24 protein-coding genes are annotated in these 21,413 nt (G+C 66.3%); 13 read left to right on the top strand and 11 right to left on the bottom strand.

All coding sequences use genetic code 11. From position 1 onward, the window contains the following. Nucleotide 1 precedes the first annotated feature (1 nt). The 4 genes from FHS96_RS25645 to FHS96_RS25630 are packed head-to-tail and all read right to left on the bottom strand — an operon-like array spanning nucleotide 2 to nucleotide 3,133. Nucleotides 2-142 carry a hypothetical protein gene (locus FHS96_RS25645; RefSeq protein ID WP_429598615.1) on the bottom strand — a complete coding sequence of 47 codons (141 nt, stop codon included), beginning with the start codon at nucleotides 140-142 and terminating at the stop codon, nucleotides 2-4. Next, nucleotides 139-1,461 carry a DUF4178 domain-containing protein gene (locus tag FHS96_RS25640; RefSeq protein WP_429598613.1) on the bottom strand — a complete coding sequence of 441 codons (1,323 nt, stop codon included), beginning with the start codon at nucleotides 1,459-1,461 and terminating at the stop codon, nucleotides 139-141. Before FHS96_RS25640 ends, FHS96_RS25645 begins: the two co-directional genes overlap by 4 nt. Beyond that, entirely contained in the window at nucleotides 1,462-2,133 is a 672-nt protein-coding gene (locus tag FHS96_RS25635; RefSeq protein ID WP_429598611.1) for a DUF4178 domain-containing protein, read from the bottom strand. It abuts the gene before it with no gap. Nucleotides 2,134-2,140: 7 nt separating this feature from the next. Then, nucleotides 2,141-3,133 (bottom strand): SPFH domain-containing protein, encoded by a 993-nt coding sequence (locus FHS96_RS25630; protein ID WP_429598609.1) that lies wholly within the window; start codon nucleotides 3,131-3,133, stop codon nucleotides 2,141-2,143. A 247-nt stretch (nucleotides 3,134-3,380) separates the two neighbouring features. Here FHS96_RS25630 and FHS96_RS25625 point away from each other — a divergent pair, with 247 nt between their 5' ends. Next, entirely contained in the window at nucleotides 3,381-3,728 is a 348-nt protein-coding gene (locus FHS96_RS25625; RefSeq protein WP_429598607.1) for a sigma factor, read from the top strand. Nucleotides 3,729-3,784: 56 nt separating this feature from the next. Here FHS96_RS25625 and FHS96_RS25620 read toward each other — a convergent pair whose 3' ends face one another. Next, a complete protein-coding gene (locus tag FHS96_RS25620; protein WP_429598605.1) occupies nucleotides 3,785-6,085 on the bottom strand; it encodes a TonB-dependent receptor in 2,301 nt (766 codons plus the stop codon). A gap of 292 nt (nucleotides 6,086-6,377) precedes the next feature. Between FHS96_RS25620 and FHS96_RS25615 the strand changes: the two genes are divergently transcribed. The 4 genes from FHS96_RS25615 to FHS96_RS25600 all read left to right on the top strand — a co-directional run bounded on the left by FHS96_RS25615 (nucleotide 6,378) and on the right by FHS96_RS25600 (nucleotide 9,449). Next, on the top strand, nucleotides 6,378-8,168 hold the full coding sequence (locus tag FHS96_RS25615; protein ID WP_429598603.1) for a gamma-glutamyltransferase family protein: 1,791 nt from the start codon (nucleotides 6,378-6,380) through the stop codon (nucleotides 8,166-8,168). Nucleotides 8,169-8,267: 99 nt separating this feature from the next. Then, nucleotides 8,268-8,540: a hypothetical protein gene (locus FHS96_RS25610; protein ID WP_429598601.1), complete on the top strand. Its 273-nt coding sequence runs from the start codon at nucleotides 8,268-8,270 to the stop codon at nucleotides 8,538-8,540. Continuing rightward, entirely contained in the window at nucleotides 8,537-8,947 is a 411-nt protein-coding gene (locus tag FHS96_RS25605; RefSeq protein WP_429598599.1) for a type II toxin-antitoxin system VapC family toxin, read from the top strand. The genes FHS96_RS25610 and FHS96_RS25605 overlap by 4 nt, the downstream gene beginning before the upstream one ends. A 43-nt stretch (nucleotides 8,948-8,990) precedes the next feature. Continuing rightward, nucleotides 8,991-9,449, top strand: coding sequence for a hypothetical protein (locus FHS96_RS25600; RefSeq protein ID WP_429598597.1), 459 nt, complete (start codon nucleotides 8,991-8,993; stop codon nucleotides 9,447-9,449). A gap of 153 nt (nucleotides 9,450-9,602) precedes the next feature. Here FHS96_RS25600 and FHS96_RS25595 read toward each other — a convergent pair whose 3' ends face one another. Further along, the gene (locus tag FHS96_RS25595; RefSeq protein WP_429598595.1) at nucleotides 9,603-9,911 is read right to left on the bottom strand and encodes a non-heme iron oxygenase ferredoxin subunit; all 309 of its coding nucleotides are present in this window, start codon (nucleotides 9,909-9,911) and stop codon (nucleotides 9,603-9,605) included. A 64-nt stretch (nucleotides 9,912-9,975) separates the two neighbouring features. Here FHS96_RS25595 and FHS96_RS25590 point away from each other — a divergent pair, with 64 nt between their 5' ends. Next, the gene (locus FHS96_RS25590; RefSeq protein ID WP_429598593.1) at nucleotides 9,976-10,941 is read left to right on the top strand and encodes an asparaginase; all 966 of its coding nucleotides are present in this window, start codon (nucleotides 9,976-9,978) and stop codon (nucleotides 10,939-10,941) included. Here the strand turns inward: FHS96_RS25590 and FHS96_RS25585 are convergent. Then, nucleotides 10,930-11,925: an FAD-binding oxidoreductase gene (locus FHS96_RS25585; protein WP_429598591.1), complete on the bottom strand. Its 996-nt coding sequence runs from the start codon at nucleotides 11,923-11,925 to the stop codon at nucleotides 10,930-10,932. The genes FHS96_RS25590 and FHS96_RS25585 overlap by 12 nt on opposite strands. 70 nt (nucleotides 11,926-11,995) lie before the next feature. Here FHS96_RS25585 and FHS96_RS25580 point away from each other — a divergent pair, with 70 nt between their 5' ends. From FHS96_RS25580 to FHS96_RS25560, 5 genes are read left to right on the top strand one after another with little or no spacing between them, the layout of a single operon-like run. Beyond that, on the top strand, nucleotides 11,996-12,781 hold the full coding sequence (locus FHS96_RS25580; RefSeq protein ID WP_429598589.1) for a 2-keto-4-pentenoate hydratase: 786 nt from the start codon (nucleotides 11,996-11,998) through the stop codon (nucleotides 12,779-12,781). Between the two features lie 23 nt (nucleotides 12,782-12,804). After that, complete coding sequence (locus tag FHS96_RS25575) at nucleotides 12,805-13,965, top strand: Rieske 2Fe-2S domain-containing protein (protein ID WP_429598587.1); 1,161 nt, start codon at nucleotides 12,805-12,807, stop codon at nucleotides 13,963-13,965. An 11-nt stretch (nucleotides 13,966-13,976) separates the two neighbouring features. Next, the gene (locus tag FHS96_RS25570) at nucleotides 13,977-14,801 is read left to right on the top strand and encodes an alpha/beta fold hydrolase (protein ID WP_429598585.1); all 825 of its coding nucleotides are present in this window, start codon (nucleotides 13,977-13,979) and stop codon (nucleotides 14,799-14,801) included. Next, complete coding sequence (locus FHS96_RS25565) at nucleotides 14,798-15,061, top strand: hypothetical protein (RefSeq protein WP_429598583.1); 264 nt, start codon at nucleotides 14,798-14,800, stop codon at nucleotides 15,059-15,061. The genes FHS96_RS25570 and FHS96_RS25565 overlap by 4 nt, the downstream gene beginning before the upstream one ends. Nucleotide 15,062: 1 nt before the next feature. Next, complete coding sequence (locus FHS96_RS25560) at nucleotides 15,063-15,872, top strand: DODA-type extradiol aromatic ring-opening family dioxygenase (RefSeq protein WP_429598581.1); 810 nt, start codon at nucleotides 15,063-15,065, stop codon at nucleotides 15,870-15,872. 49 nt (nucleotides 15,873-15,921) lie between these two features. Here FHS96_RS25560 and FHS96_RS25555 read toward each other — a convergent pair whose 3' ends face one another. The 4 genes from FHS96_RS25555 to FHS96_RS25540 all read right to left on the bottom strand — a co-directional run bounded on the left by FHS96_RS25555 (nucleotide 15,922) and on the right by FHS96_RS25540 (nucleotide 19,316). Then, the gene (locus FHS96_RS25555) at nucleotides 15,922-16,446 is read right to left on the bottom strand and encodes a cupin domain-containing protein (RefSeq protein ID WP_429598579.1); all 525 of its coding nucleotides are present in this window, start codon (nucleotides 16,444-16,446) and stop codon (nucleotides 15,922-15,924) included. Nucleotides 16,447-16,456: 10 nt separating this feature from the next. After that, the gene (locus FHS96_RS25550; protein ID WP_429598577.1) at nucleotides 16,457-17,692 is read right to left on the bottom strand and encodes an FAD-dependent oxidoreductase; all 1,236 of its coding nucleotides are present in this window, start codon (nucleotides 17,690-17,692) and stop codon (nucleotides 16,457-16,459) included. Between the two features lie 58 nt (nucleotides 17,693-17,750). Then, nucleotides 17,751-18,449 (bottom strand): GntR family transcriptional regulator, encoded by a 699-nt coding sequence (locus tag FHS96_RS25545; RefSeq protein ID WP_429598575.1) that lies wholly within the window; start codon nucleotides 18,447-18,449, stop codon nucleotides 17,751-17,753. A 90-nt stretch (nucleotides 18,450-18,539) separates the two neighbouring features. Continuing rightward, on the bottom strand, nucleotides 18,540-19,316 hold the full coding sequence (locus tag FHS96_RS25540; RefSeq protein ID WP_429598573.1) for an aspartate dehydrogenase: 777 nt from the start codon (nucleotides 19,314-19,316) through the stop codon (nucleotides 18,540-18,542). Between the two features lie 115 nt (nucleotides 19,317-19,431). Here FHS96_RS25540 and FHS96_RS25535 point away from each other — a divergent pair, with 115 nt between their 5' ends. Continuing rightward, the gene (locus tag FHS96_RS25535) at nucleotides 19,432-20,361 is read left to right on the top strand and encodes an acetaldehyde dehydrogenase (acetylating) (RefSeq protein WP_429598645.1); all 930 of its coding nucleotides are present in this window, start codon (nucleotides 19,432-19,434) and stop codon (nucleotides 20,359-20,361) included. Next, complete coding sequence (gene dmpG / locus FHS96_RS25530) at nucleotides 20,361-21,380, top strand: 4-hydroxy-2-oxovalerate aldolase (protein WP_429598571.1); 1,020 nt, start codon at nucleotides 20,361-20,363, stop codon at nucleotides 21,378-21,380. Before FHS96_RS25535 ends, dmpG begins: the two co-directional genes overlap by 1 nt. Nucleotides 21,381-21,413 lie beyond the last annotated feature (33 nt).

Raw genomic sequence — 21,413 nt, 5'->3', positions numbered from 1 at the left:
CCTATTTATGGGATGGGCCATAGACCCCGACCACCGGCGCTGCACGGCCGCCATCGGCGAAGGGCGAATAGCCGAAGATCGAGGCCAGCAGGAACAGCCCGACGATCGCCGCCGTCCACAGCCCGTAGAGAATGCTGCTCATTCGTCATCTCCCGACAAGATGCTGAAGCCTGACCCCTGATCGCTTTCGCCCTGCCGCGCGCCCTCGAAGCGCAGGTGGTGCCATGCCAGCCAGAACAGCGGCAGCACCAGCAGGATGAGGGCGAGGAAGAAGTTGGACCAGAAGCGTCCGCCGGGCTTGACGGTGACGGTGACATAGACCCGGTCGCTGCCGGCATAGGTCCAGCGCGTGGCATTGGCATCGACGACCAGATCATAGTCGCCAGCGGGCACACTGGCGATCTTGGTGGTCGCCCCGCGGCTGCCCTCGGTCCAGGCTCCATCGGAATCGCGCCCCGAATAGCGTTCGGCGACGCCATAGGCCTCGAACGCGCGCTGGGTCTTGCGGTCGACCAGACGATAGTCGAGGTCGACCCATGCATTTTCGAGGCGGGGTGCGGCGGCGCTGATCGTCACCGCCTGATAGGGCCGCCGCAGCGTGACCGGGCCGACCGTCCGGCTCATCGGCCCGCCGGCGGTCTGCAGATCGAGATCGAAGCTGCGCACGTCGCTCGATCCGCCGAACAGGATCAGGACCAGCAACAGCGCGACGAAGCCGGCGAACGCGGTGGCAAGGCCGAACTTCACTGCGCGGCCATAAGGAGAGATCTGGTGCGGCAGGGGCGGCGGACCGCCGGGGCGCCAGGGGCGTGGCGCGGTCAGCCCGAAGGCGCTGGCGGTCTTGCGCGGATCGAGCAGCTCGCCGACCGTCCAGTTGCGCTCCTGCTCATTGCCCTCGAACGAGAGCATCCAGCCGGGGCGGACATAGTCGGCGGTGTCCACCGTCTCACCGACCTTCACGCGCCAGTAGAATTCGCCCAGCACATAATCGACCTGCGCGCGACCGCCGCCGAAGAAAGGCGCATAGACATGGCCCTCGACCGCGCGGCTGCCGGCACCGTTGCCCGGATCCACCGTCAACATCCGTCCCAACGTCCAGCCGCGGCCGTCGGTCATCAGCCAGCGATAGCCGTGATAGGGGTTGAACAGCAGATATTCGTCCCACGGATAGCTGCCGCCCTCGGAGCGCCGGAGATAACCGATCGCTTCCCATTCGATGCCCTGCAGCGTGCCGCGCGTGCCCAGCGGGATGGCAAGACGCCGACTGGCCTCGTTGTAGCACTCGATAACCCGCACGTCGGGATTGGTCACGTCAAGTACGGAGCTGCAATATTGGCAGACCAACGTCGTGCTATAGCCTGCGGCGCGCAGCTCGATCGTGCCGCCGCAATTGGGGCAGGCCAACGGTTTGACCGGGGGCGCCGGTGCATCCGCCGCGATCGGAGGGGCAGCGCCGACCATTCAGGCGGCGAACCGCGGCATCGTCCAGCCGCCGATCTCGCGCAATCCTGTGACGCGCAATTCGCCGAGCGTGACATAGCGGCCGAGATAGAGGCCACGCTCGCGACCATCGGTCTGGAAGCTGGCGACTGCGCCGGTGGTCGTACGCAGGTCGACGCTGGTGATCGTCCAGCCGTCCGGCGTGGCGAAGGGCAGTTCGCCTTCGGCGGCGATGCACCGCGCCTGCTTGATGTCCGCCACGCGATAGCGTTCGCCGTCGAACGTCTCGGTCTCGCCGATCTCCGGCTGGCCGCCTTCCGCCATCCGCCGGATCATCATCGACTGGAAGTCGGACAGGCGACGCTTGCGGGTCAGCATGAACTGCCCCATCGCCTCGGCGAGCCAGCCATGGCTGCCATCGGCGAACAGCGCCAGCCATTCATTCCACGATCCGTCGCTCCACCCCCAGCGGATGCGGCCGATGATGTCGAAGGCGGCATCGTCAAAGCGGCCGGCGGTGCCGATGCGGATCGGGCTGACATCGAACGGCAGGACCGCCACCTCGCCCAGCGCGCGAAGTTCGTCACCGATACGCGTCACCGCGCTGCGGCAATAGTCGCACACGCGCACCGGCAGCGCGGGCGAGCGGAAGATAATCTCCGCGCCGCAATTCGGGCAAGGCACCGCGAGCATCGCGGGATCAGCGGATCCGGCCGAGCAGTTCCGCCTTCTTGGCGTCGAACTCCGCCTGGGTGATCGCGCCGATCGTCAGCAGCTTGTGCAGCTTCTCGACCAACGCGAACGGATCCTCCGACGGAGCGCCGCCGCTACCGCTCTGCGTGTTGCCGAGCGCGCCGGCCATCGCCTGGCCGATCGCAATGCCCGCCCCGGCACCTGCGCCGACACCCGCCATGCCGCCCGGCTGCGCCGCCGCCGTCTCGATAGCCTCAGCGGCCTGGAATTTCGCATAGCGATCGAGATCGCCCAGCACGCGCATCGAGCTCGACTTGTCGAGATGCTTCTGAACCTCTTCGGGCAGCGACAGGCTCTCGACGAAGAAGGTGGAGACAGCGAGACCCCATTGCTTGAACACCGGCTCCACCGCCGCCTTCAGCGCTTCCGACATCGCCGTCTGGTTCGCCGCAAGATCGAGGAAGGCGGTCTTGCCGCCGCCCAGCCCGGTCGCGAGCGCGGTGGCGATGGCGGCGCGAAGCTGAGGCTCAAGATCCGCCACCGTCAGCCGATCAAGCGTGCCGACCAGCCGCGAATAGAAGGGCGCGACATCGAGCACGCGGAAGGAGTAGCTGCCGAAGGCGCGGATGCGCAGCGGGCCGAATTCGGCGTCACGCACCGTCACCGGCTGCGCGGTGCCCCATTTCAGGCCGATCTGTTCCTTGTGGCTGAAGAAGACCACGTCGGACTTGAACGGCGATTTGAACCCCTTGTCCCAGTTCTGCAGCGCGGTGAGCAGCGGCAGCGTCGAGGTTTCCAGCGTGTACATGCCGGCGCCGAACATGTCGGCGATAGTGCCTTCGTTGAAGAAGGCCGCGGTCTGCCCCTCGCGGACTGTGAGTTGCGCGCCGTTCTGGATTTCGCGATCGCGCATCGGGAAGCGCCAGGCGAGCATGCCGGGTTCCTCCGTCCAATCGATGATATCCACCAATTGCTTCGAGAAGAAATCACGCAAACCCATCGGATACCGCCTCTCCCGCTGACGCGACACCCTAGCGGCAGATGTGTGCGTTGAAAACGGGGCCGGGACTACAGCCGGATCATCATGCGGGATTGGCTGAACCGGAAAGGGCCCGGCCGGCAGGAAGGATATTTCGCGCCCGCGTCTCTTTGATAGAAAAGGCGGACAAAGGCAGGCCGGGGGCATGCAGAGCGAATCGAGCAGGACGAGGACTGAGAGACTGCGCCGCGCCGCCATGGCGGAGTGGGTGGCGACCCATGTCCTGCCGTGCGAGTGGAAGGTGCGCGCCTGGCTGTCCCGCAGAACCTCGCCCGAAGATGTCGATGAGATCATCCAGGACGCCTATTGCCGCATCGCGAAGCTCGACGATGTCAGCCATATCGACCGGCCCGACGCCTATTTCTTCTCGATCGCGCGCAACCTGCTGGTTCGGCGGCTCCGGCGACAGCAGATCATTCACTTCGAGGTGATCGCCGAGGTCGATTCCTATCTCGACGATCAACCCTCGCGGCGGCAATCGACTTGGCGCTGTTTGAATGATGTTGCCCGCCAGGGTCAAGCCGCGCTGGTGAGGACGGCATCAGCGGCGTCCTGAAACGACGGGCGGCTCTCCGTCTCCGAAAAGCCGCCCGAAGTCATGCGTAAGTGACGTCAGAAACGCGCGCGGACGCGGGCGCCGATCGTGCGCGGACGCGCGGTGAAGATGCGCACGCCATCCTGCGACGGAATCACGCCCAGATATGGCGCCTCGTTGGTGAGATTGTCGCCGTAGATGGTGAACTCCACCCCGCCCTCGGTCCGCAGGCCGAACCGGGCGCCGATCAGCGTATAGTCCGGCAGATAGGTATCGAATTCGGTATCGCGGGTGAAGCTGCTGTAGCTGTCGCCATGATAGGTGATGTTGCCCGCGACGAAGCCGGTCAGCGTGCCGCCGAGCGACGTCTCGTAATTGGCGGTCGCCGCCGCCGACCAGCGCGGCGACAGCGGCACGCGATCGCCGTCGCTGCCGAAGGTGCCCGCAGCCACCACTTCGGGCGGCAGGTCTTCGGCAAGCTTGGCATCGACATAGGTGACGTTGCCGTTGAAGCTGAAGCCCTGCGGCAATGTGAGCGTGGTGTTGAACTCCACACCCTTAGTCACCGTCTTGCCGGCGTTGATCGTATAGCCGAACGCGCCCGCCGCGCTCGCCAGCAATTGCTGATTGGTCCAGTCGACGCGATAGCCGGAAAGATCGAAGAACAGCGCGCGATCGAACGCATAGCCCTTGATGCCGACCTCATAGCTCCACAGGCTGTCCGGATCATAGGTGCCCGGAAAGACCACACCGGCCTGCTCGGCGAGCGAGGTGGCGGTATTGACGCCGCCGATGCGGAAACCCGAAGCGGCGCGGCCATAGAGGCTGATGTCCGGCGTCGCTTCCCACAGCAGCGCGAAATTGTAGCTCGGTTCCTTGTTCACGCCCTCACGATCGCCGGTGACGCTGGGCGTCGTGACGATGCCGAACACGAAGTCCGGAAACACGGTCTGCAGGTTGGTGACGAGATCGCGCACCTCGGCGCGGAAATAGCGTCCCCCGACCGTGGCGGTCAGGCCCGGCACCACTTCCCAATCGGCCTGGGCGTAGAGCGCATATTGATCGATCGTGCGCTCGGTGAGCGTACCGAACTCATAGATGGATTTGCCGCGGCCGGGCTCCGCCAGCCCCTTGGCCTTGCACTCATCATAGGTGAAGCAGGCCGGGATGAAGTTCGGCGCCTGGATCGCGTTGGTCTGATAGTCGCTCTTGGTATGCTCGTAATAGGCGCCCGCGACGATCTGGAACGGCCCGTCGAACGCCGAGGAGAAGCGGAGCTCGCTGTTGATATCCTCGAAGTCGATCGTCGCGACGAAATTCAGCGGCGCATTGACGCCGAAGCTGATATTGGTCGGCGTCGAATCCTTGGTGTTGCGCACGTCCTGCTTGCTGTAGCTGCCACTGGCGATGATCGAGCCGAAGCCCAGATCATATTCCGCGGTCAGCGCGAACAGGCTGTAGCGATCCTTGTAGGTTTCCACAGTCGGCGAGGTGTTGAGATAGGGGCCCGCCGCCATCTGGAACGCCTGGCTGCCGTCCACGTCGATCGCCTGATGCGTGGCGAGCGCGCGCACCGACAGTTCGGGCGCCGGCTGCCACAGCATTTCGCCGCGCACGCCGCGCACGAACTGGTCGTTGCCGTTCTTGAACATCACGCCGTCGCGCGGGCGCTGGTCGATGAAGCCGCCGCCGCTTTCCAGCCAGCCGGTCACCCGCACGCCCAGCGTGTCGGTCACGATCGGCGCATTGATCGTGCCACTGGCCTCGGCAAACGGATTGCCGCCCTTGACCGCGGAGAGACCGAGTTCGGCCGAACCGCCCCACTGGTCGAGTTCGGGCTTGCGTGTCAGCACGCGCAACGTGCCGCTCATCGAGGCGGTGCCGAACAAGGTACCCTGCGGCCCCTTCAGCACTTCGACATGGTCGATGTCGTGCAGGCGGATACCCGGCTTGCCGTCACCCAGGATGTTGCCGCCGGTGCCCCCGAGCACGGCGGATTCGTTGAGGTAGAGCGCCGAGGTCGCGCCGACATCCGAATCGATGCCGCGCAGCACCACCTTGGTCTGGGCGGCGCCATAGCTCTGGATGTTCACCGACGGATCGAGCGCGCGAATGTCGGAAAGGCTGGTAACGTGGCTGCGCTCGAGCGTCTCACCCGAAAAGGCGGTGATCGCGAGCGCCGTATCCTTGACCGACGCGTCGCCGCGGCGGGTTCCGGTGACGATGATGTCGCCCCCGTCGGCCGCTTCCGCGGTCGTATCGGGTGCGGTGTCCTGCGCGGCCGCCGGGCTGGCGACCAGAAGCGCTGACAGGGCCGCCGACGCCATCAACGTAAAGACGCGCTGTCGGCCGCGGGCGCGGCTGAGAATCTGACCCATGTGGATTAACCCCTTGCTCGATGCATCTCCTTGGTTCTCCTGCTGGCCCGTCGTCGGCGACCTGTGCGATCAACCGACTCTCACCGTGCCGCCGCCGTACGTGCGGGGCTGGCTCCGATGTGACGGTGTGACTGTCATACAAAGTTCCGCGCTTGGCAAGCCTCAATGATGCGATTGACGGTTGTCAAAGTAATCGAGGTACGATTGTGTTACTGTATGACAACAATCAGGGCATCGCGACGCCGAAAGAGCGCTCTGCGAGCCCCGCAGCGATGACCGGAGCTTGCCCAGGATGTTCACCACACGCCCCGAGATCAGCGGCACCTTCGGTGTCGTCGCCTCGACTCACTGGATCGTCTCGCAGGTTGCGATGGGCGTCCTCGAACGCGGCGGCAACGCCTTCGACGCCGCAGTCGCCGGCGGCTTCACCTTGTGCGTGGTCGAGCCGCATCTGTGCGGCCCCGCCGGCGAGGTGCCGATCCTGTTTCATGATGCCGGCAACGGCAATGTGCAGGTGCTGTGCGGCCAGGGTGTCGCGCCCGCCGCTGCGACGACCGACGCGTTTCGCCGCGAAGGCCTCGACATGGTGCCGGGGTCCGGGCTGATCGCCGCGGTGGTGCCCGGCGCATTCGATGCGTGGATGCTGCTGCTACGCGACCATGGCACGATGGAGCTGGCCGAGGTGATGGCGCCAGCGATCGGCTATGCGCTGAATGGCCATCCGCTGCTCGCCGGCGCATCGCGCGCGATCGCCGATGTCGCCTATGCGCTGCTGACCGAATGGCCGAGCGGCGCGGACATCTGGCTGCCCGGGGGCGCCCCGCCCCAGCCCGGCGCCCTGTTCCGCAATCCCGTGCTCGCCGCGACCTGGCAAAGGCTGATCGCCGAGGCGGGCACCAGCGGCACGCGCGACGCGCGCATCGACCGCGCGCGGCAAGCGTGGAACCAGGGCTTCGTCGCCGAGGCGATCGACGCTTTCGCCCGCACCCCGCTGATGGACGCGAGCGGCCACCGCCACGCCGGCCTGCTGACCGGTGAGGATATGGCGCGCTGGTCCGCCGGCTATGAGCAACCGGTGACCACCGACTTCGCCGGCTGGACCTTGTGCAAGACCGACAGTTGGGGTCAGGGTCCGGTGCTGCTTCAGGCGCTTGCCATTCTCGACGCGGCGGGGATCGCCATGGTCGATCTCGGCGGCGCCGATTTCGTCCATCTCGTGCTGGAAGCGCTCAAGCTCGCCTTCGCTGATCGCGAGGCCTATTATGGCGACCCCGCCTTTGTCGACGTGCCGATGGCGGCGTTGCTCTCCGCCGACTATGCCACCGAACGCGCGGCGCTGATCGGCGGGCAGGCCAGCCACGCGATCCGTCCCGGCATCGTCTCCGGCTTCGAGGATCAGGTGCGCCGCGGCATGGCGCAGGTGCGCGTCGCCACTTCCGAAGCGGCGGGCATCGGCATCGGCGAGCCGACGATGATGCACCTCAAATCGACGCTGAAGCCCGGCGACACCGTGCACATCGACGTGATCGACCGCTGGGGAAACATGGTGACCGCCACCCCTTCGGGCGGCTGGCCGCAATCCTCCCCCACCGTCCCCGGCCTCGGCTTCGCGCTCAACACCCGCGCGCAGATGTTCTGGCTGGAGCCCGGTCTGCCCGGCAGCCTCGCCCCCGGCAAACGCCCGCGCACGACGCTGACGCCGACACTGGCGCTGCAGGATGGCCGGCCGGCGCTGGTCTGCGGCACGCCGGGCGGCGACCAGCAGGACCAGTGGCAACTCGTGCTGCTCCTGCGCCGGATTCTCGGCAAGATGAGGCTGCAGCAGGCGCTGGACCAGCCACTGTTCCACAGCCTCCACTTCCCCTCATCCTTCTACCCGCGCGAGGCGCTGCCCGGGGTGGCGGTGATCGAGGAGAATTACGACGCGGACATCATTGCGGACCTCACCCGCCGCGGGCACGACTTGCGCGAGGCGCCGGCCTGGTCGGCGGGCCGCCTCACCGTCGCCGAGCGCAGCGCGGATGGCGTGCTGCATGCAGCGGCGACGCCGCGGTTGATGCAAGCTTATGCCGTGGGACGATGACTGCCTGATCCCTGATGGCATCTAGCGGTGAGGGGCGTGATTGCACGTAGCAGCACGCGCTGGTAACATCGTCCCCGGTCGGTTTCGAGGATGAGGTCCATGCCCACCCCTTCCCGGCGCCAGCAGCGCGCCATCACCATTCGCTCCGATCGCGCTCTGGCCAGGCTTGCGCTGTTGACCCGGGACGGACGTAGCCAGGTGCAGGTCATCGAAGAGGCGCTCGATCTTATGCCGCTGCCGAAAAGCGAGCCTGACAAGCAGGATCGGCGCGCAAGGATCGAGGCGATTCTCGCCAAAGTCCCGAAGCGGGAATATCCCGGGATGGCTGAGCTCGACGCGGATCTTTATGATGATAGCGGATTGCCGCGATGATCGTCGACACCTCCGCGCTGATCGCGGTGCTGCTTGGCGAAGATGGACGAGAGAGCATTCTGGATGCGCTGGACGAGGAAACATGTTTCCTGCCCGCGCCGGCGCTGGCGGAATTTTGGGCCGTTTCCAGCGGCAGCCGGGTGGACGCGATACAACCGGCCCGGGAACTGGTGACCCTGTGGCGCGACGGCGGCCTGACCGTGCTGCCTTTCACTGCGGATCATGCCCAGCGGCTTCTGGAGGCGATTCCGCTCTATGGCAAAGGGAATGGGCGGGGCGGCTTGCTCAACCTGCTCGATCTGATGGTCTATGCCGTAGCGAAAGAGCGCGATGAACCGCTTCTTTGCACGGGCAAGGATTTCGCCGCGACCGATGTCGTGCTTCATCCTGCAAGTCGGCCATATTAGGCACGAAGCCTGACGCGCAAATGATGGGAAAGGATGGACCGATATGAGCGTGGATTTCTATGTTGCCATGCCTGCTGCAAATTGGCCGACCGCTGCCGCCGTCCAACAGTGCATAGCCAGTCACGCCTATCCCGTTCGGATAACGCGCTTTCCGGCGGTGGATGCCGGCGGGCCGGTCACCGACGGTGTTCTCGCGGTGATTGAGGGCAAGGACGTCTATTTGGAGGGCCAAATAGCGCCGGCATCGACAATGCCAGCGGACACGAAGGAGTGGAATGCTCAGTTGAGCAGCTCAGCTTCACCCGAGCAGATCAAGCCGAACAACGTCGTGATGTCGGTCCACGTCAGCTCTCCAGTCGAAATACGCGCCGCCAGCTATGTCATCTCGGCACTGATTCTCTGCTTCGATGGATTTGGCTTCGAACCGCAGGGAAACACCAGCGGACGCGCTGAATTCGCCCGGTCGCTCATAGCGGGTGCAGACGCGCTCAGGGGCATGTAAGAGAAAGCAGAAGAAGGAGCTCATCCACCCCTCTCCCGAGACGGCGGGCGACGGCTTGGAAGCAGCAATCGTACACGGGTTGGCGGCTATGAGGTCGTACCACTCCGGACAGGCCTTCTCTGCTCTTCCTGAAAGCGGGAGGGGATCGAGCCGCTATCCCAGATAGACGATGCCATTCTCGACGCTGACCGGGTAGGTTCGAAGCGCCTGCTTGCACGGCAGCGACTTCGCCTTGCCGGTGCGGATGTCGAAGCTGCCGCCGTGCAGCGGGCAGAAGATGATATGGCCGTCAAGCCGCCCTTCCGCCAGCGAGGCGATCGCATGCGTGCAGTCATCGTCGATCAACCGGAAGCTGCCTTCGTCGTTGATCAGCAGCACCGGATCCTCGCCTGCGGGTTCGAAACGCACCATTTGGCCCGGCGCCACCGCACCGGCCTCGCAAAGCGCAATCTTTTCGGCCATGTCATTCCCTAGTGAAGTATATCTTTGTATGATTGTCATACAGACATGAGCGAGTGGAGCCGAGATGTCCAGCCTTCAGTTGATTGATGCCGGCGGTACCATCGCCTCATTACCCGATGCCGCCGGCGTGCTGATCGGGCGCCAGGGGTCGGCGGGGCTGATCGACGCCCTGACGCCGGCTGCCCGCGAGGGCGTGCGTGAGGTCCAGCTTTATGCGGGGCTGAGCGAGGATATGGGCTTCGGCGACGCGATGCGGATCGTCCGCACCATTGCGGCGGCCGCGCAGGAAGGCGTGCAGGGCTTCGTTATCGCGCACGGTACCGACACGATGGAGGATGTCGCTTTCCTCAACGAACTCTTCCACGGCGGCACCGCGCCGGTGCTGTTCACCGGAGCGCAGCGCGCCGCCTCCGCGCCGGGCAGCGACGGCCCCGCCAATCTTCATGACGCCGTGGCGGTGGCGCGGGATCCCGCCGCGCGCGGCATCGGCACCGCGATCATCTTCGGCGGCCGCATCCTGCCGGCGCGCAGCGCCCGCAAGCTGGACAGCAGCGGCCCGGAGGCGTTTGGCCCGCACACCGCCGCGATCGGCCGCGTCGACGATCATGGCGTGCGGCTGACCGCGATGCCGCGCCGTGTGCCGGTGTTCGCGATCGAGGATCCGGAACCCGCGGTCGAGATCGCCGCACTCGGGCTGGGCAGCGGGCCCGCGCTGGTCGACGCCCTGGTCGACCGCGGCATGCGCGGGCTGGTGATCGAGGGGTTCGGCCGCGGCAATGTGCCAGCGCAACTCGTCCCCGCGATCGAGCGCGCCCGCGATGCCGGCGTGCTGGTGGGCATCGCGACCGGCTGCATCGGTGGTGGCACCGCGCCCGCCTATGATTCGGGCGCCCGCCTCGCCGCGTTGGGCGCGATCGGTGCGCATGATCTCAGCGCGCGCAAATTGCGCCTGCTGTTCGCAGTCGCGCTGGCCGGCGGGCGCGACGCCGCCGAGGCGGGGCGCCGCGCCACCGCCTGGCTACGCGCCTAGCGCGAACCGCTCCGCCCGGATCCGTTCGGGCGAAACGCCCTCGGCGCGCAGCACCGCGCGCGCGGCATCGACCATCGCCGGGGGGCCGCAGAGATGATAGCTGGCGCCGGCATCTGGATCGCCGGCGAGCAGCGCCACCGCGCTGCCTTCGCGCACATCGCCCGCGGCCCCCTCCATCAGCGCGATGCGCACCTCCAGATCCGGCACTTCGGTCTCGAGCGTTCGCAGTTCCTCATGCAGGAACAGATCCTCGCGCCGCGTGCAGCCGAAGCAGAGCAGCATCGGCATCAGCCCGGCATGCGCGCGGATCATCGCCAGCGACGGTGCGAGCCCGGTGCCGCCCGCAACGAACACCGCGCGCGCCGCCCGGTCATCGAGCGAAAAGCCGCCGAGCGGTCCCTGCAAGGTCATCAGCGCCCCCGGCACGGCGCCCTCGCCGTCCAGCCAGCCGCTCACCTGCCCAGCCGGCACATGGCGAATCAGCAGTTCGATCAGCGGCAGCGCCACCGGCGCCGAGGCGATCGAATAAGCGCGCGCCACCCGCAGCCCCGGCGGACGCAACCGCACATATTGGCCGGGCTGGAACCGGAACTCGTCGGGATCGTCGAGCCGGATGACGAGCCGTGAGACGGTCGCCGCCAGGCGATCGATCGCCACCAGCGTGCCGCGATGCCGGCCGGGCTCGGTCGGCCGCGGATCGAGCGGATATTCGAGCACGAACGCCGCATCCGATTCGAGCCGGGTGAGGCAGGTGGGATAGATGCCGGCCGCTGCCTCGTCCGCGGTCACGATCGCCGGTTCCACCACCTCGCGCGCGACCCGCCCATCCGTGCAGCGCGCGATGCAGGCGCCGCACTGGCCGCTCATGCAATCCGATCGCAGCGGCGCATCCGCCGCCATCGCCGCCTCGACCAGCGTCTGCCCCGGCGCCACCGCCAGATCGATCGAGGCGCCATCCTGAAAATGCAGCGACGCACGGAACATCCCGAAACTTCTCCCTCGACAAACAGGCATTATGTTTGTCATACAATCATATCGAGTACAGGGGAAGCCGATGGTTGATATCGCCGCAGACGAAGTCGTCAGCACCGTGGCCCGGGAGCTTGCCGATGCCTATGCCGGCGCGCCGATCGCGCCGGTGGCCGATCGCATCACCGACGTGGCGCAGGCCTATCGCGTGCAGCTGGCGCAGATCGAGGATCGCATCGCCGACGGGCGGCGCATCGTCGGCCGCAAGATCGGCCTCACCTCCCCCGCCGTCCAGCGCCAGCTCGGCGTCGGCGAGCCCGATTTCGGTCATCTGACCAACGAGATGGTGCATGGCGACAATGCCGAACTGGCGCATGCCGATCTGCGCCAGCCGCGCGTCGAGGCCGAGGTCGCGCTGATCCTCGGCAGCGATCTCGACATGCCCAACCCGACCATCGCCGATGTGATCGCGGCCACCGCCTATGTGATGCCGGCGCTGGAAGTGGTCGCCAGCCGCATCGCCGACTGGAAGATCGGCATCCTCGACACCGTCGCCGACAATGCCTCGGCAGGCGCGGTGGTCCTCGGCGGACCGGCACGTCGGCTCGACGGGCTGGATCTCACCGGCTGCGCGATGGCGATGCGGATCAACGACGCGATCGTTTCCGAAGGCCGCGGCGCCGATTGCCTCGGCAACCCGCTCAACGCCGCCGCGTGGCTGGCCGCGCGCAGCCAGGCGCTGGGACGGCCGCTGCGCGCCGGCGAACTGATCCTCACGGGCGCGCTCGGGCCGATGCGGCCGGTCGCCCCGGGAGACGCCGTGCGCGCCGAGATCGCCGGCCTCGGCACCGTCTCCGTCACTTTCCGCTGATTCAGATACCCGAAGGAAGAACGATGAACGAAGAGCCGCTGGTCAATCCCGAAGTCGTCAACATGATCGGGGACTGGAAGGGCTATGTGGAAGCCAAGATGGGCTTCCGCAACCATTGGTATCCGGTGCGCTTCTCCAAGGAGATCGACGAGGGCCAGATCGAGGTGGTCGAGCTGCTCGGCGAAAAGCTGCTGCTGAAGCGCATCGAGGGCAAGGTCTATGCGATGCGCGACCGCTGCCTGCATCGCGGCGTGCCGCTGTCCCGCAAGCCTGACTGCTATACCAAGGATACCATCACCTGCTGGTACCATGGCTATACCTACCGCTTCCAGACCGGCGAGCTGGTCAACATCCTGGCGGTGCCCGACAGCCGGCTGATCGGCCGGCGCAAGATCGTGACCTATCCGGTGCAGGAGGCGAAAGGGCTGATCTTCGTGTTCCTGGGCGACGAGAATGAGGTGCATGACCTGAAGAAGGACGTGCCGCCGGGCTTCCTCGACGAGGATCTGATGGTGCTGGGCAAGCATCGCGTGGTGAATTCGAACTGGCGGCTGGGTGCCGAGAACGGCTTCGACGCGCTGCACATCTTCATCCACAAGGATACCACGCTCCGCCACTATCGCACTTTCAACTTCCCGATCGGCCACACCCCCCTGCCCGGCGCCGTCCAGGTCGTCGAGGAAGAGGATGGCCCCAAGGGCGTGATGGACGATTTCGCGCAGCACACCCCGGTGTGGGACGGCGTGATCGACGGTGAGGTCGTGGTCAGCGGCCCGCGTTCCACGCAGGTGAAGGGCACCTCCGCCTCGGTCGGCACCTCGGTCTGGCTGCCGGGCGTGCTCAAGGTGGAAAGCTTTCCCACCGCCGGCCTGACCCAGTTCGAATGGTATGTGCCGCTCGACGGTGAACGCCACCTCTATGTCCAGACCATCGGCAAATCGTGCACCACGCATGACGAGCGCATCACCTTCGCCAACGAATTCGAGGCGATCTGGAAGCCGCACGGCCTCGACGGTTTCAACGGCGACGACATCTGGGCGCGCGAGGTGACCGAGCCCTTCTATGCCGACGATTTCGGCTGGGTGGACGAGATGCTGTGCGAGCCCGACGAAACCATCCTGCAGTGGCGCCGCCTCGCCAGCCGGCACGGCCGCGGCATCCAGCAGAAAACCGACCTGCGCTGAGGGGAGCCGCCATGGAGATCGCTTCGCATTTCATCGACGTCGACGGCGTCTGCACCCATTATCTCGAAGCCGGCGAGGGTCCGCCGCTGCTGCTGGTCCATGGAGGCGGCGCGGGCGCCGACAGCTGGGGCAACTGGAAGGATTGCTTCGCGCATTTCGCACCGCATTTCCGAGTGATCGCGCCCGACATGATCGGCTTCGGCAAGACCGACAAGCCCTCGCCTGAGACCTATGTCTATGACCAGCCTGGGCGCAACCGCCATCTCGCCGGCTTCATCGACGCGATGGACCTCGCGGGCGTCGCGATCGTCGGCAATTCGATGGGCGGCGCGAGCGCGATCGGCGTGGCGCTGGACCGGCCGGAGCTGCTCTCGAAGATCGTGCTGATGGGCAGCGCCGGCCTGCCGATCCCGCCCAAACCATCGCCGCACCTGCTCCATAACCTCCATTATGACTTTACGCGTGAGGGCATGCGCCGGGTGATCGGCGGCCTCACCGCTCCGGGCTTCGAGCCCAGCGAGGAGATGGTCGAGTATCGCTTCCAGCTTCTGGAGAATGACGAGGCGCGCGCCGCGCTCAACGCGATCAACGCCGAGACGCGCAAGGGCACGCTCAACTATGCCGAGGACCGGCTGGCGACGATCGCGCATCCGGTGCTGGTCGTGAACGGCAAGGACGACGGCGTGTCGATCCTGCCGCGCGCCTATCGCTTCCTCGAACTGCTGCCCAACAGCTGGGGCTATATCGTGCCGCATTGCGGGCATTGGGCGATGATCGAGGCGACCGACGATTTCTGTGGCGCGGTCAACCGCTTCCTCGGCGTTGATCCGGCATGACCGCACCGGCGGGGGTCCATGCGCTCATCGAGCATCTCGTCCGCCATCCCGAGGAGCGCGGGCTGGTGAGATCCGATCCGGGCGCGCTGTTCGCGCGCTTCGGCGTCGATCCGGCCGCGCAGGCGGTGCTGCGCGACGGATCGCGCGACGAGCTCTCGCGGATGGGCGTCCACGGCAATTACGTGATCAAATGGCTGATCTGGTCGGGAAGGCCCACTTTGCCCTTCTTTGCGATGAGCCATTTCTTCGATCGGAGATAATATGGGCAAGATCGTCGGCGCCTTCGCCATGTCACACCAGCTCGGATCGCCCGCGGGTGTCGAGGAACAGTCGGAACGCGTGTTCCAGGGCATGCGTGAGATCGGCCGCCGCATCCGTGCGCTCGATCCGGACGTGCTGGTGATCATCACCAGCGACCATCTCAACAATTTCTCGCTGACCACCCCCGCGCCGTTCGCGGTCGGCACCGCGGCGGAATTCCATCCGCTGGGCGACATGGGGCTGCCACGCGACCCGGTGCCGGGCGCGCCCGACTTCGCCGAGGGGCTGCTCGCCTTCGCCGGTGACCGGGGCGTGGCGATCAGCCGTGCGGATCCCATCCAGCCCGACCATGGCGTGATGATCCCGCTCGGCATCATCGATCCCGAGCGCCGCATCCCGGCGGTGCCTCTCTACGTCAACACCGTCTTCTACCCCGAACCCGGTCCCGCCAATTGCCGCCGGCTGGGCGCCATGCTCCGCGACTATGTCGCACAATTGCCGGAAGCCGCACGCGTCGTGCTGCTCGCCGGCGGCGGGCTTTCGCACTGGGTCGGCACGCCGCAGGAAGGCTCGATCAACGAGCCCTGGGACCAGGCGTTCATGGCCGATATGCTCGCGGGGGACCTCGACGCGCTGACGGCACGCGACAATGCGACGATCCTCGACGTCGCCGGCAATGGCGGGCTGGAAGTGAATGCATGGATCGTCCTTGCCGCGGCAGTCAACGGCGCGCGCGGCGAATGCCTGTTCTATGAGGCGATGCCGACCTGGGCGACCGGCATGGCCGGCGTCGAGATGCAGGTCGGCTGATCGGACTGCATCTTCCTCCCCGGCGCGCAGCATCGGGGAGGAAGATTCACTACGATAGATGCGCCTCGCGCTTCTCGAACAGCGCTTCATCGGCGAACCCGGCGACCTCCGGCCGCCCACGACCAAGCACGACCTGCAGGTAGCAGGGCTCATCCGTATCGTTCTGATAGCCGTGGATGACTCCCGCCGGGCAGGAGATCAGTTCCCAGGGCCCCAGTTCGCGTGACAGGCGGTTGCCGGCCTCATCCTCTACAAACACCGTGCAGCGCCCCTGGAGGATGAAGAATACTTCCTCCACCTCATGCGTGTGGGATGCGTTGCCCTGCCCCGGCGGCACCAGCATGATCGACAAGGTGAAATTGCCGGCGGGCACGACACCGGCATCGTCATGCTTGCCCGAGGCGCCGGCGCCGATGAAGCGATGCTGGGCGCGGCGATAGCCTTCGATGCTGGCGTCGGAAAAGGCGTTCCAGTCGGGCACGCGATCCTCGAACCGCGCGACATAGCGGTCCATGATCTGCTCCAGGCTCCAGTTGGCGATCTCGGCCGGGCGGGCGTGGCGGGCGACGTTCATCTTCTTATCCCTATTCAATGGCGTTGGCGGCGGCAAAGCTGTCGATCATGCAGCTTCGGCGGATGAAGGCGTCGTGCAGGTCCGGCGTTTCAGACGCGTGGCGGATCTCGGCGAGCTTGGCGGCGCGGACGACAGGATCTTTCTCCCCCAGGGTCTGCTTGTTGGCGATGCTCTGCGCCTGCACGCCATCCACCTGCCCCTTGCGGCGCTGGCGGGTGTAGCGATCGAGCAGCGGCCGCGCCTCGGCGCCGCGCAGCAGGATGTCGCCCAGCTTGGCGGCAAGGTTCATCGCATCATGGATGCCACCGTTCATGCCCATGCCGCCGACCGGATTGTTGACGTGCGCGGCATCGCCGGCGAGCAGCACGCGGCCCTTGTTAAACGTTTCCGCGATGCGCTGGTGAACGCTGTACAGCGCGACGGTAACGATCTCGTAATCGCCGGGCTTCGGGCAGAATTTCTGCAGCCGCGCCTCCATCGCCTCGGGCGAAAGCAGGTCTTCGTCCGTCTGTTCGGGAAGCGTCGGGCTCACCGCGCGCCACATCCCCGACCCATCTTCACCCCGCGCCTTGAACAGGTTCATCCACTCATCAGGGTCGGAGAAATAGTTGCGGTTGCTGATCTTCGGCCCGAGCGTGGTGAAATCGTGTCGCGTGTCGATCTTGATGAAGCGTTCGGGCCACGTGAAGCCCTCGAACGCGATGTCGGAAAGCTTGCGCACGGTGCTGCGGCCGCCGTCGCAGCCGACGAGATAGGCGGCTTCCAGCCGGTCGGCGGAGCCGTCGGCGCGCTCGACGACCGCGGCGACACCATCCTCATCCTGCTCGATACTGACCAGCCGGGTGCTGCGTTCGATCTGCGCGCCGTCATCGGCCTTCAGCATCGCCTCGACCGTATCGGCGATCTTGTACTGCTCCCACTGCAGCACATAGGGGTGCAGGGGCGGCTGCTGCATTTCCGGCAGCGCGAAGCGGCCAACGCGCTCGCCGGTGACGCGATCGAGATAATGGAACACGGGCGAGACGAGCCCCTGCTCCAGCCCCGCCTCGAGCAGCCCCAGTTCCTCCAGGATCGCGATCGTCGGCGGGTGGCACGATGCCGCGCGGCAATCGCGTTCCGGCGCCGCAAGCTGGTCGATCAGCAGGATCGGCACACCCTGCTGACGAAGCGCAAGCGCCAGGACCGATCCCACCGGTCCCGCGCCAATGATCAAGACGCGGTCACGCGTCGCTTTGTCCTGTCCCATGGGCAGGACGATATGCATGGCAAGTTTGTATGACAATCATAAAATCATACAAAGTTGCTCATGCCGGATCGGCTGCTTCCTTTTCGCCGGTCGCGCTGAGCCGCGCGACCAGCGCTTCGCGCGCATTGCGGATATGCCGCCCCAGCGCCGTGGCGGCGGCATCGGCGTCCCCCTTGATCACCGCATCGACGATCGCGCTCCATTCGGCGACGCCCTTTTCGACGCGCTCGGGCGCTGACATCGACGTGAGGCGCAGATAGGAGACGCGCTTCAGCAACTGGCGACCGCTGTCGCTGATGATCCGGCTGCCTGAGCCGTCGAGGATCTCCTCGTAGAAGGCGCCCGCCATTTCGGAGAGCGCGGGCAGATTGCCCTTGCCCGCATATTTCTCGATCGCGCGGTAGGCGGACTGGAGCCGCTTCACGACCTTGGGATCGTTGCGCTCGACGAGGCGGCGGATCGCCGTGGTCTCGATCAGCTCGCGCAGCGTGTAGATGTCAGCCGCATCCTCGGCGCTCAGCACCGAGACCATGATCGTGCGGCGCGGGCCGGGCTCGATTAGCCCTTCCGACTGAAGCTGGCGCAGCGCTTCACGGACCGAGGTGCGGCTGACGCCAAGCGCCTCGCACAGTTCGCGTTCGACCAGCCGCGCGCCCGGCAGATAAAGCCCGGTCGCGATCGCGGTGCGGATCTTGTCGACGGCATGTTCGCGCACGAGCGTCGGGTTTGCGACGATGCGCAGATCTTCGATGTTCACGTCTCTCGCTCCTTGTTGCGAACGCATAACAGCAACAGGCGCGCGGAGATAGGGTTCCCTGTCACACAATCATATGGGAAACCGCGCGGATCACCCCCCGACCAGCGCGGAAACCGGCCATGCCCCGCCCAGCCGGGCGCATTGCAGCAGGCTGTATCCGGTCAGCGCCGACGTCTTGGGATTGCTCGGCGATGCCAGCGCCAGGATCTCGAAGCGGAAGCGCCCGAACGCCCCCTCGGCTTCGATCACGCCCAGCGGATCGGCCACCGCGCGGCTGGAAACCAGTCGCACGCGTGTGCGATCGATGCCGATCCCAGCGAATCCGACCGCGACCGCGACATTGGCGTTCTTGGGATAGCTCGCCGCCGCTTCGCGCGCGCTGCCCTCGAAGAAGATCTGCTCCTCCGCCGGCGCATCGAGATCGACCAGCGCCTCCGCCGGGGTGCCGCGCCAGGCATGGGGCGGCTTGTAGGATGTGTAGGTGACGCGATCGATGCCGGCGAGCGCCGCCGCGACCAGCCCGTCCAGCCCGGCGATGGCGCCGGCGGGCAGCAGCAGAAGCCCCCCGCCCCGGGCCTCGGCGGCAAGCAGTTCCGCGGCCAGTTCGGCATCCGCCAGCGCGCCGATCGACGAGACGATGCAATCGATGCCCGCCTCCAGCAGCGCCGGCACATAGTCGCGCACCGCCTGGTGGCCGGCGCATTCGATCACCACCACCGGGCGCGCCGCGATCAGTTGCTCCACCGTCTCGACCGCAGCCGGCGCCGCACGGCCGCCGCGCACCAGCGTGCCGGCAAGGCGATCCCCCTCCCTCAGTCGGCCCAGCGCCTGCGCGATTTCCTGCCCGATCGCCCCGAATCCGATCATGCCGATCTTTGCGCCAGCGCCCATTTCGCAATTCCTATTGTATGACAGTCATACATATCTTACCCTCCGCCCCTCGATTTGCAACGCCCGAGGGGAAGCCGTGAGCAAACAGAAAATGAAGGCCGCGATCATCGGATCGGGCAACATCGGCACCGATCTGATGATCAAGATCATGCGCCAGTCGGACGTGCTGGAGATGGCGGCGATGGTCGGCATAGACCCGGCGTCGGACGGCCTCGCCCGCGCCGCTCGGATGGGTATCGCCACCACGCATGAGGGCATATCGGGGCTCGAAGCACTCACGGTGTGGCCTGAGATTGGCGTCGTCTTCGACGCCACCTCCGCTGGCGCGCATGCCGGGCACAGCGCGGTGGTGACGGGTGCTGGCAAGGTGATGATCGACCTCACGCCGGCCGCGATCGGGCCCTATGTCATCCCCGTCGTCAATGGCGACGCGCATCTCGAGGCGGGCAACGTCAACATGGTGACCTGCGGCGGACAGGCGACGATTCCGATCGTCGCGGCGGTCGCCTCAGTCGCGACGGTACATTATGCCGAGATCGTCGCCTCGATCGCCTCGCGCTCGGCTGGCCCCGGCACGCGCGCCAATATCGACGAGTTCACCGAAACCACGTCGCGCGGTATCGAACAGGTCGGCGGTGCCGCGAAGGGCAAGGCGATCATCATCCTCAACCCGGCCGAACCGCCGATGATGATGCGCGATACCGTGTTCACGTTGTCGAGCGGCGCGGACGAGGCGGCAATCACCGCGGCGGTCGAGACGATGGTCGAGCGCGTCCGTGCCTATGTGCCCGGCTACAGGCTGAAGCAGCGGGTGCAGTTCGAGCGCTTCGGCTCGAACAACCCGGTCGCCATTCCCGGCCTCGGCACGTTCCAGGGGATCAAGACCACGGTGTTCCTCGAGGTCGAAGGCGCGGCGCATTATCTTCCCGCTTATGCGGGCAATCTCGACATCATGACCTCGGCGGCCCTGGCCACCGCGGAGAAGATCGCCGCGCGGCGGCTCGTGCAGGAGGCGGCATGATGGACCGGAAGCTGTATCTGCAAGACGTGACTCTACGCGATGGCATGCACGCGATCCGCCATGGCTATGGCATTGATCATGTCCGCGCGATCGCCCGCGCGCTCGACGAGGCGAAGGTCGATGCGATCGAGGTGTCGCATGGCGACGGGCTTAACGGCTCCTCGTTCAACTATGGCTTCGGCGCGCACACCGACTGGGAATGGATCGAAGCCGTCGCAGACGTGCTCGACCATGCCGTGCTCACCACCTTGCTGATCCCCGGCATCGGCACGATCGAGGATCTGAAGCACGCCCATGCGCTCGGCGTCCGCTCGGTGCGCGTTGCCACGCACTGCACCGAGGCGGATATCTCCCGCCAGCACATCATGGCGGCCCGCGACCTCGGCATGGACGTCGCCGGCTTCCTGATGATGAGCCACATGATCGCGCCCGACGCGCTCGCCGCGCAGGCGAAGCAGATGGAAGATTATGGCGCGCACTGCGTCTATGTCACCGACAGCGGCGGCGCGCTCGACATGGACGGCTATCGCGAGCGGCTGCAAGCCTATGACCGCGTGCTCAAGCCCGAAACCGAACGCGGCATACATGCGCATCACAACCTGTCGCTCGGCGTCGCCAATTCGATTGTCGGCGTGCAGGCCGGCGCGATCCGCATCGATGCCAGCCTTGCCGGCATGGGTGCGGGTGCGGGCAATGCACCGCTCGAAGTGTTCGTCGCCGCCGCCGCCCGCAAGGGCTGGAACCATGGCACCGACCTGTTCAAGCTGATGGACGCGGCCGAAACCTTGGTGCGGCCGCTACAGGACCGGCCGGTGCGCGTCGATCGCGAGACGTTGAGCCTCGGCTATGCCGGCGTCTATTCCAGCTTCCTGCGCCATGCAGAAAAAGCCGCGGCCGACCATGGCCTCGACACCCGCCAGATCCTCGTCGAACTCGGCCGGCGCAGGATGGTCGGCGGCCAGGAGGATATGATCGTCGACGTCGCGCTCGATCTGGTCCGGGCACGCGGCGCGGCCTGAGCGCAACGAACCGATATCAGGCGCGCCGTGAGC

This window comes from Sphingomonas zeicaulis, from assembly GCF_050433225.1.
Taxonomy (GTDB): Bacteria; Pseudomonadota; Alphaproteobacteria; order Sphingomonadales; family Sphingomonadaceae; genus Sphingomonas_D; species Sphingomonas_D zeicaulis.
The sequence above is the reverse complement of the archived record's forward strand: the minus strand, read 5'-3'. Positions and strand labels throughout refer to the sequence as shown.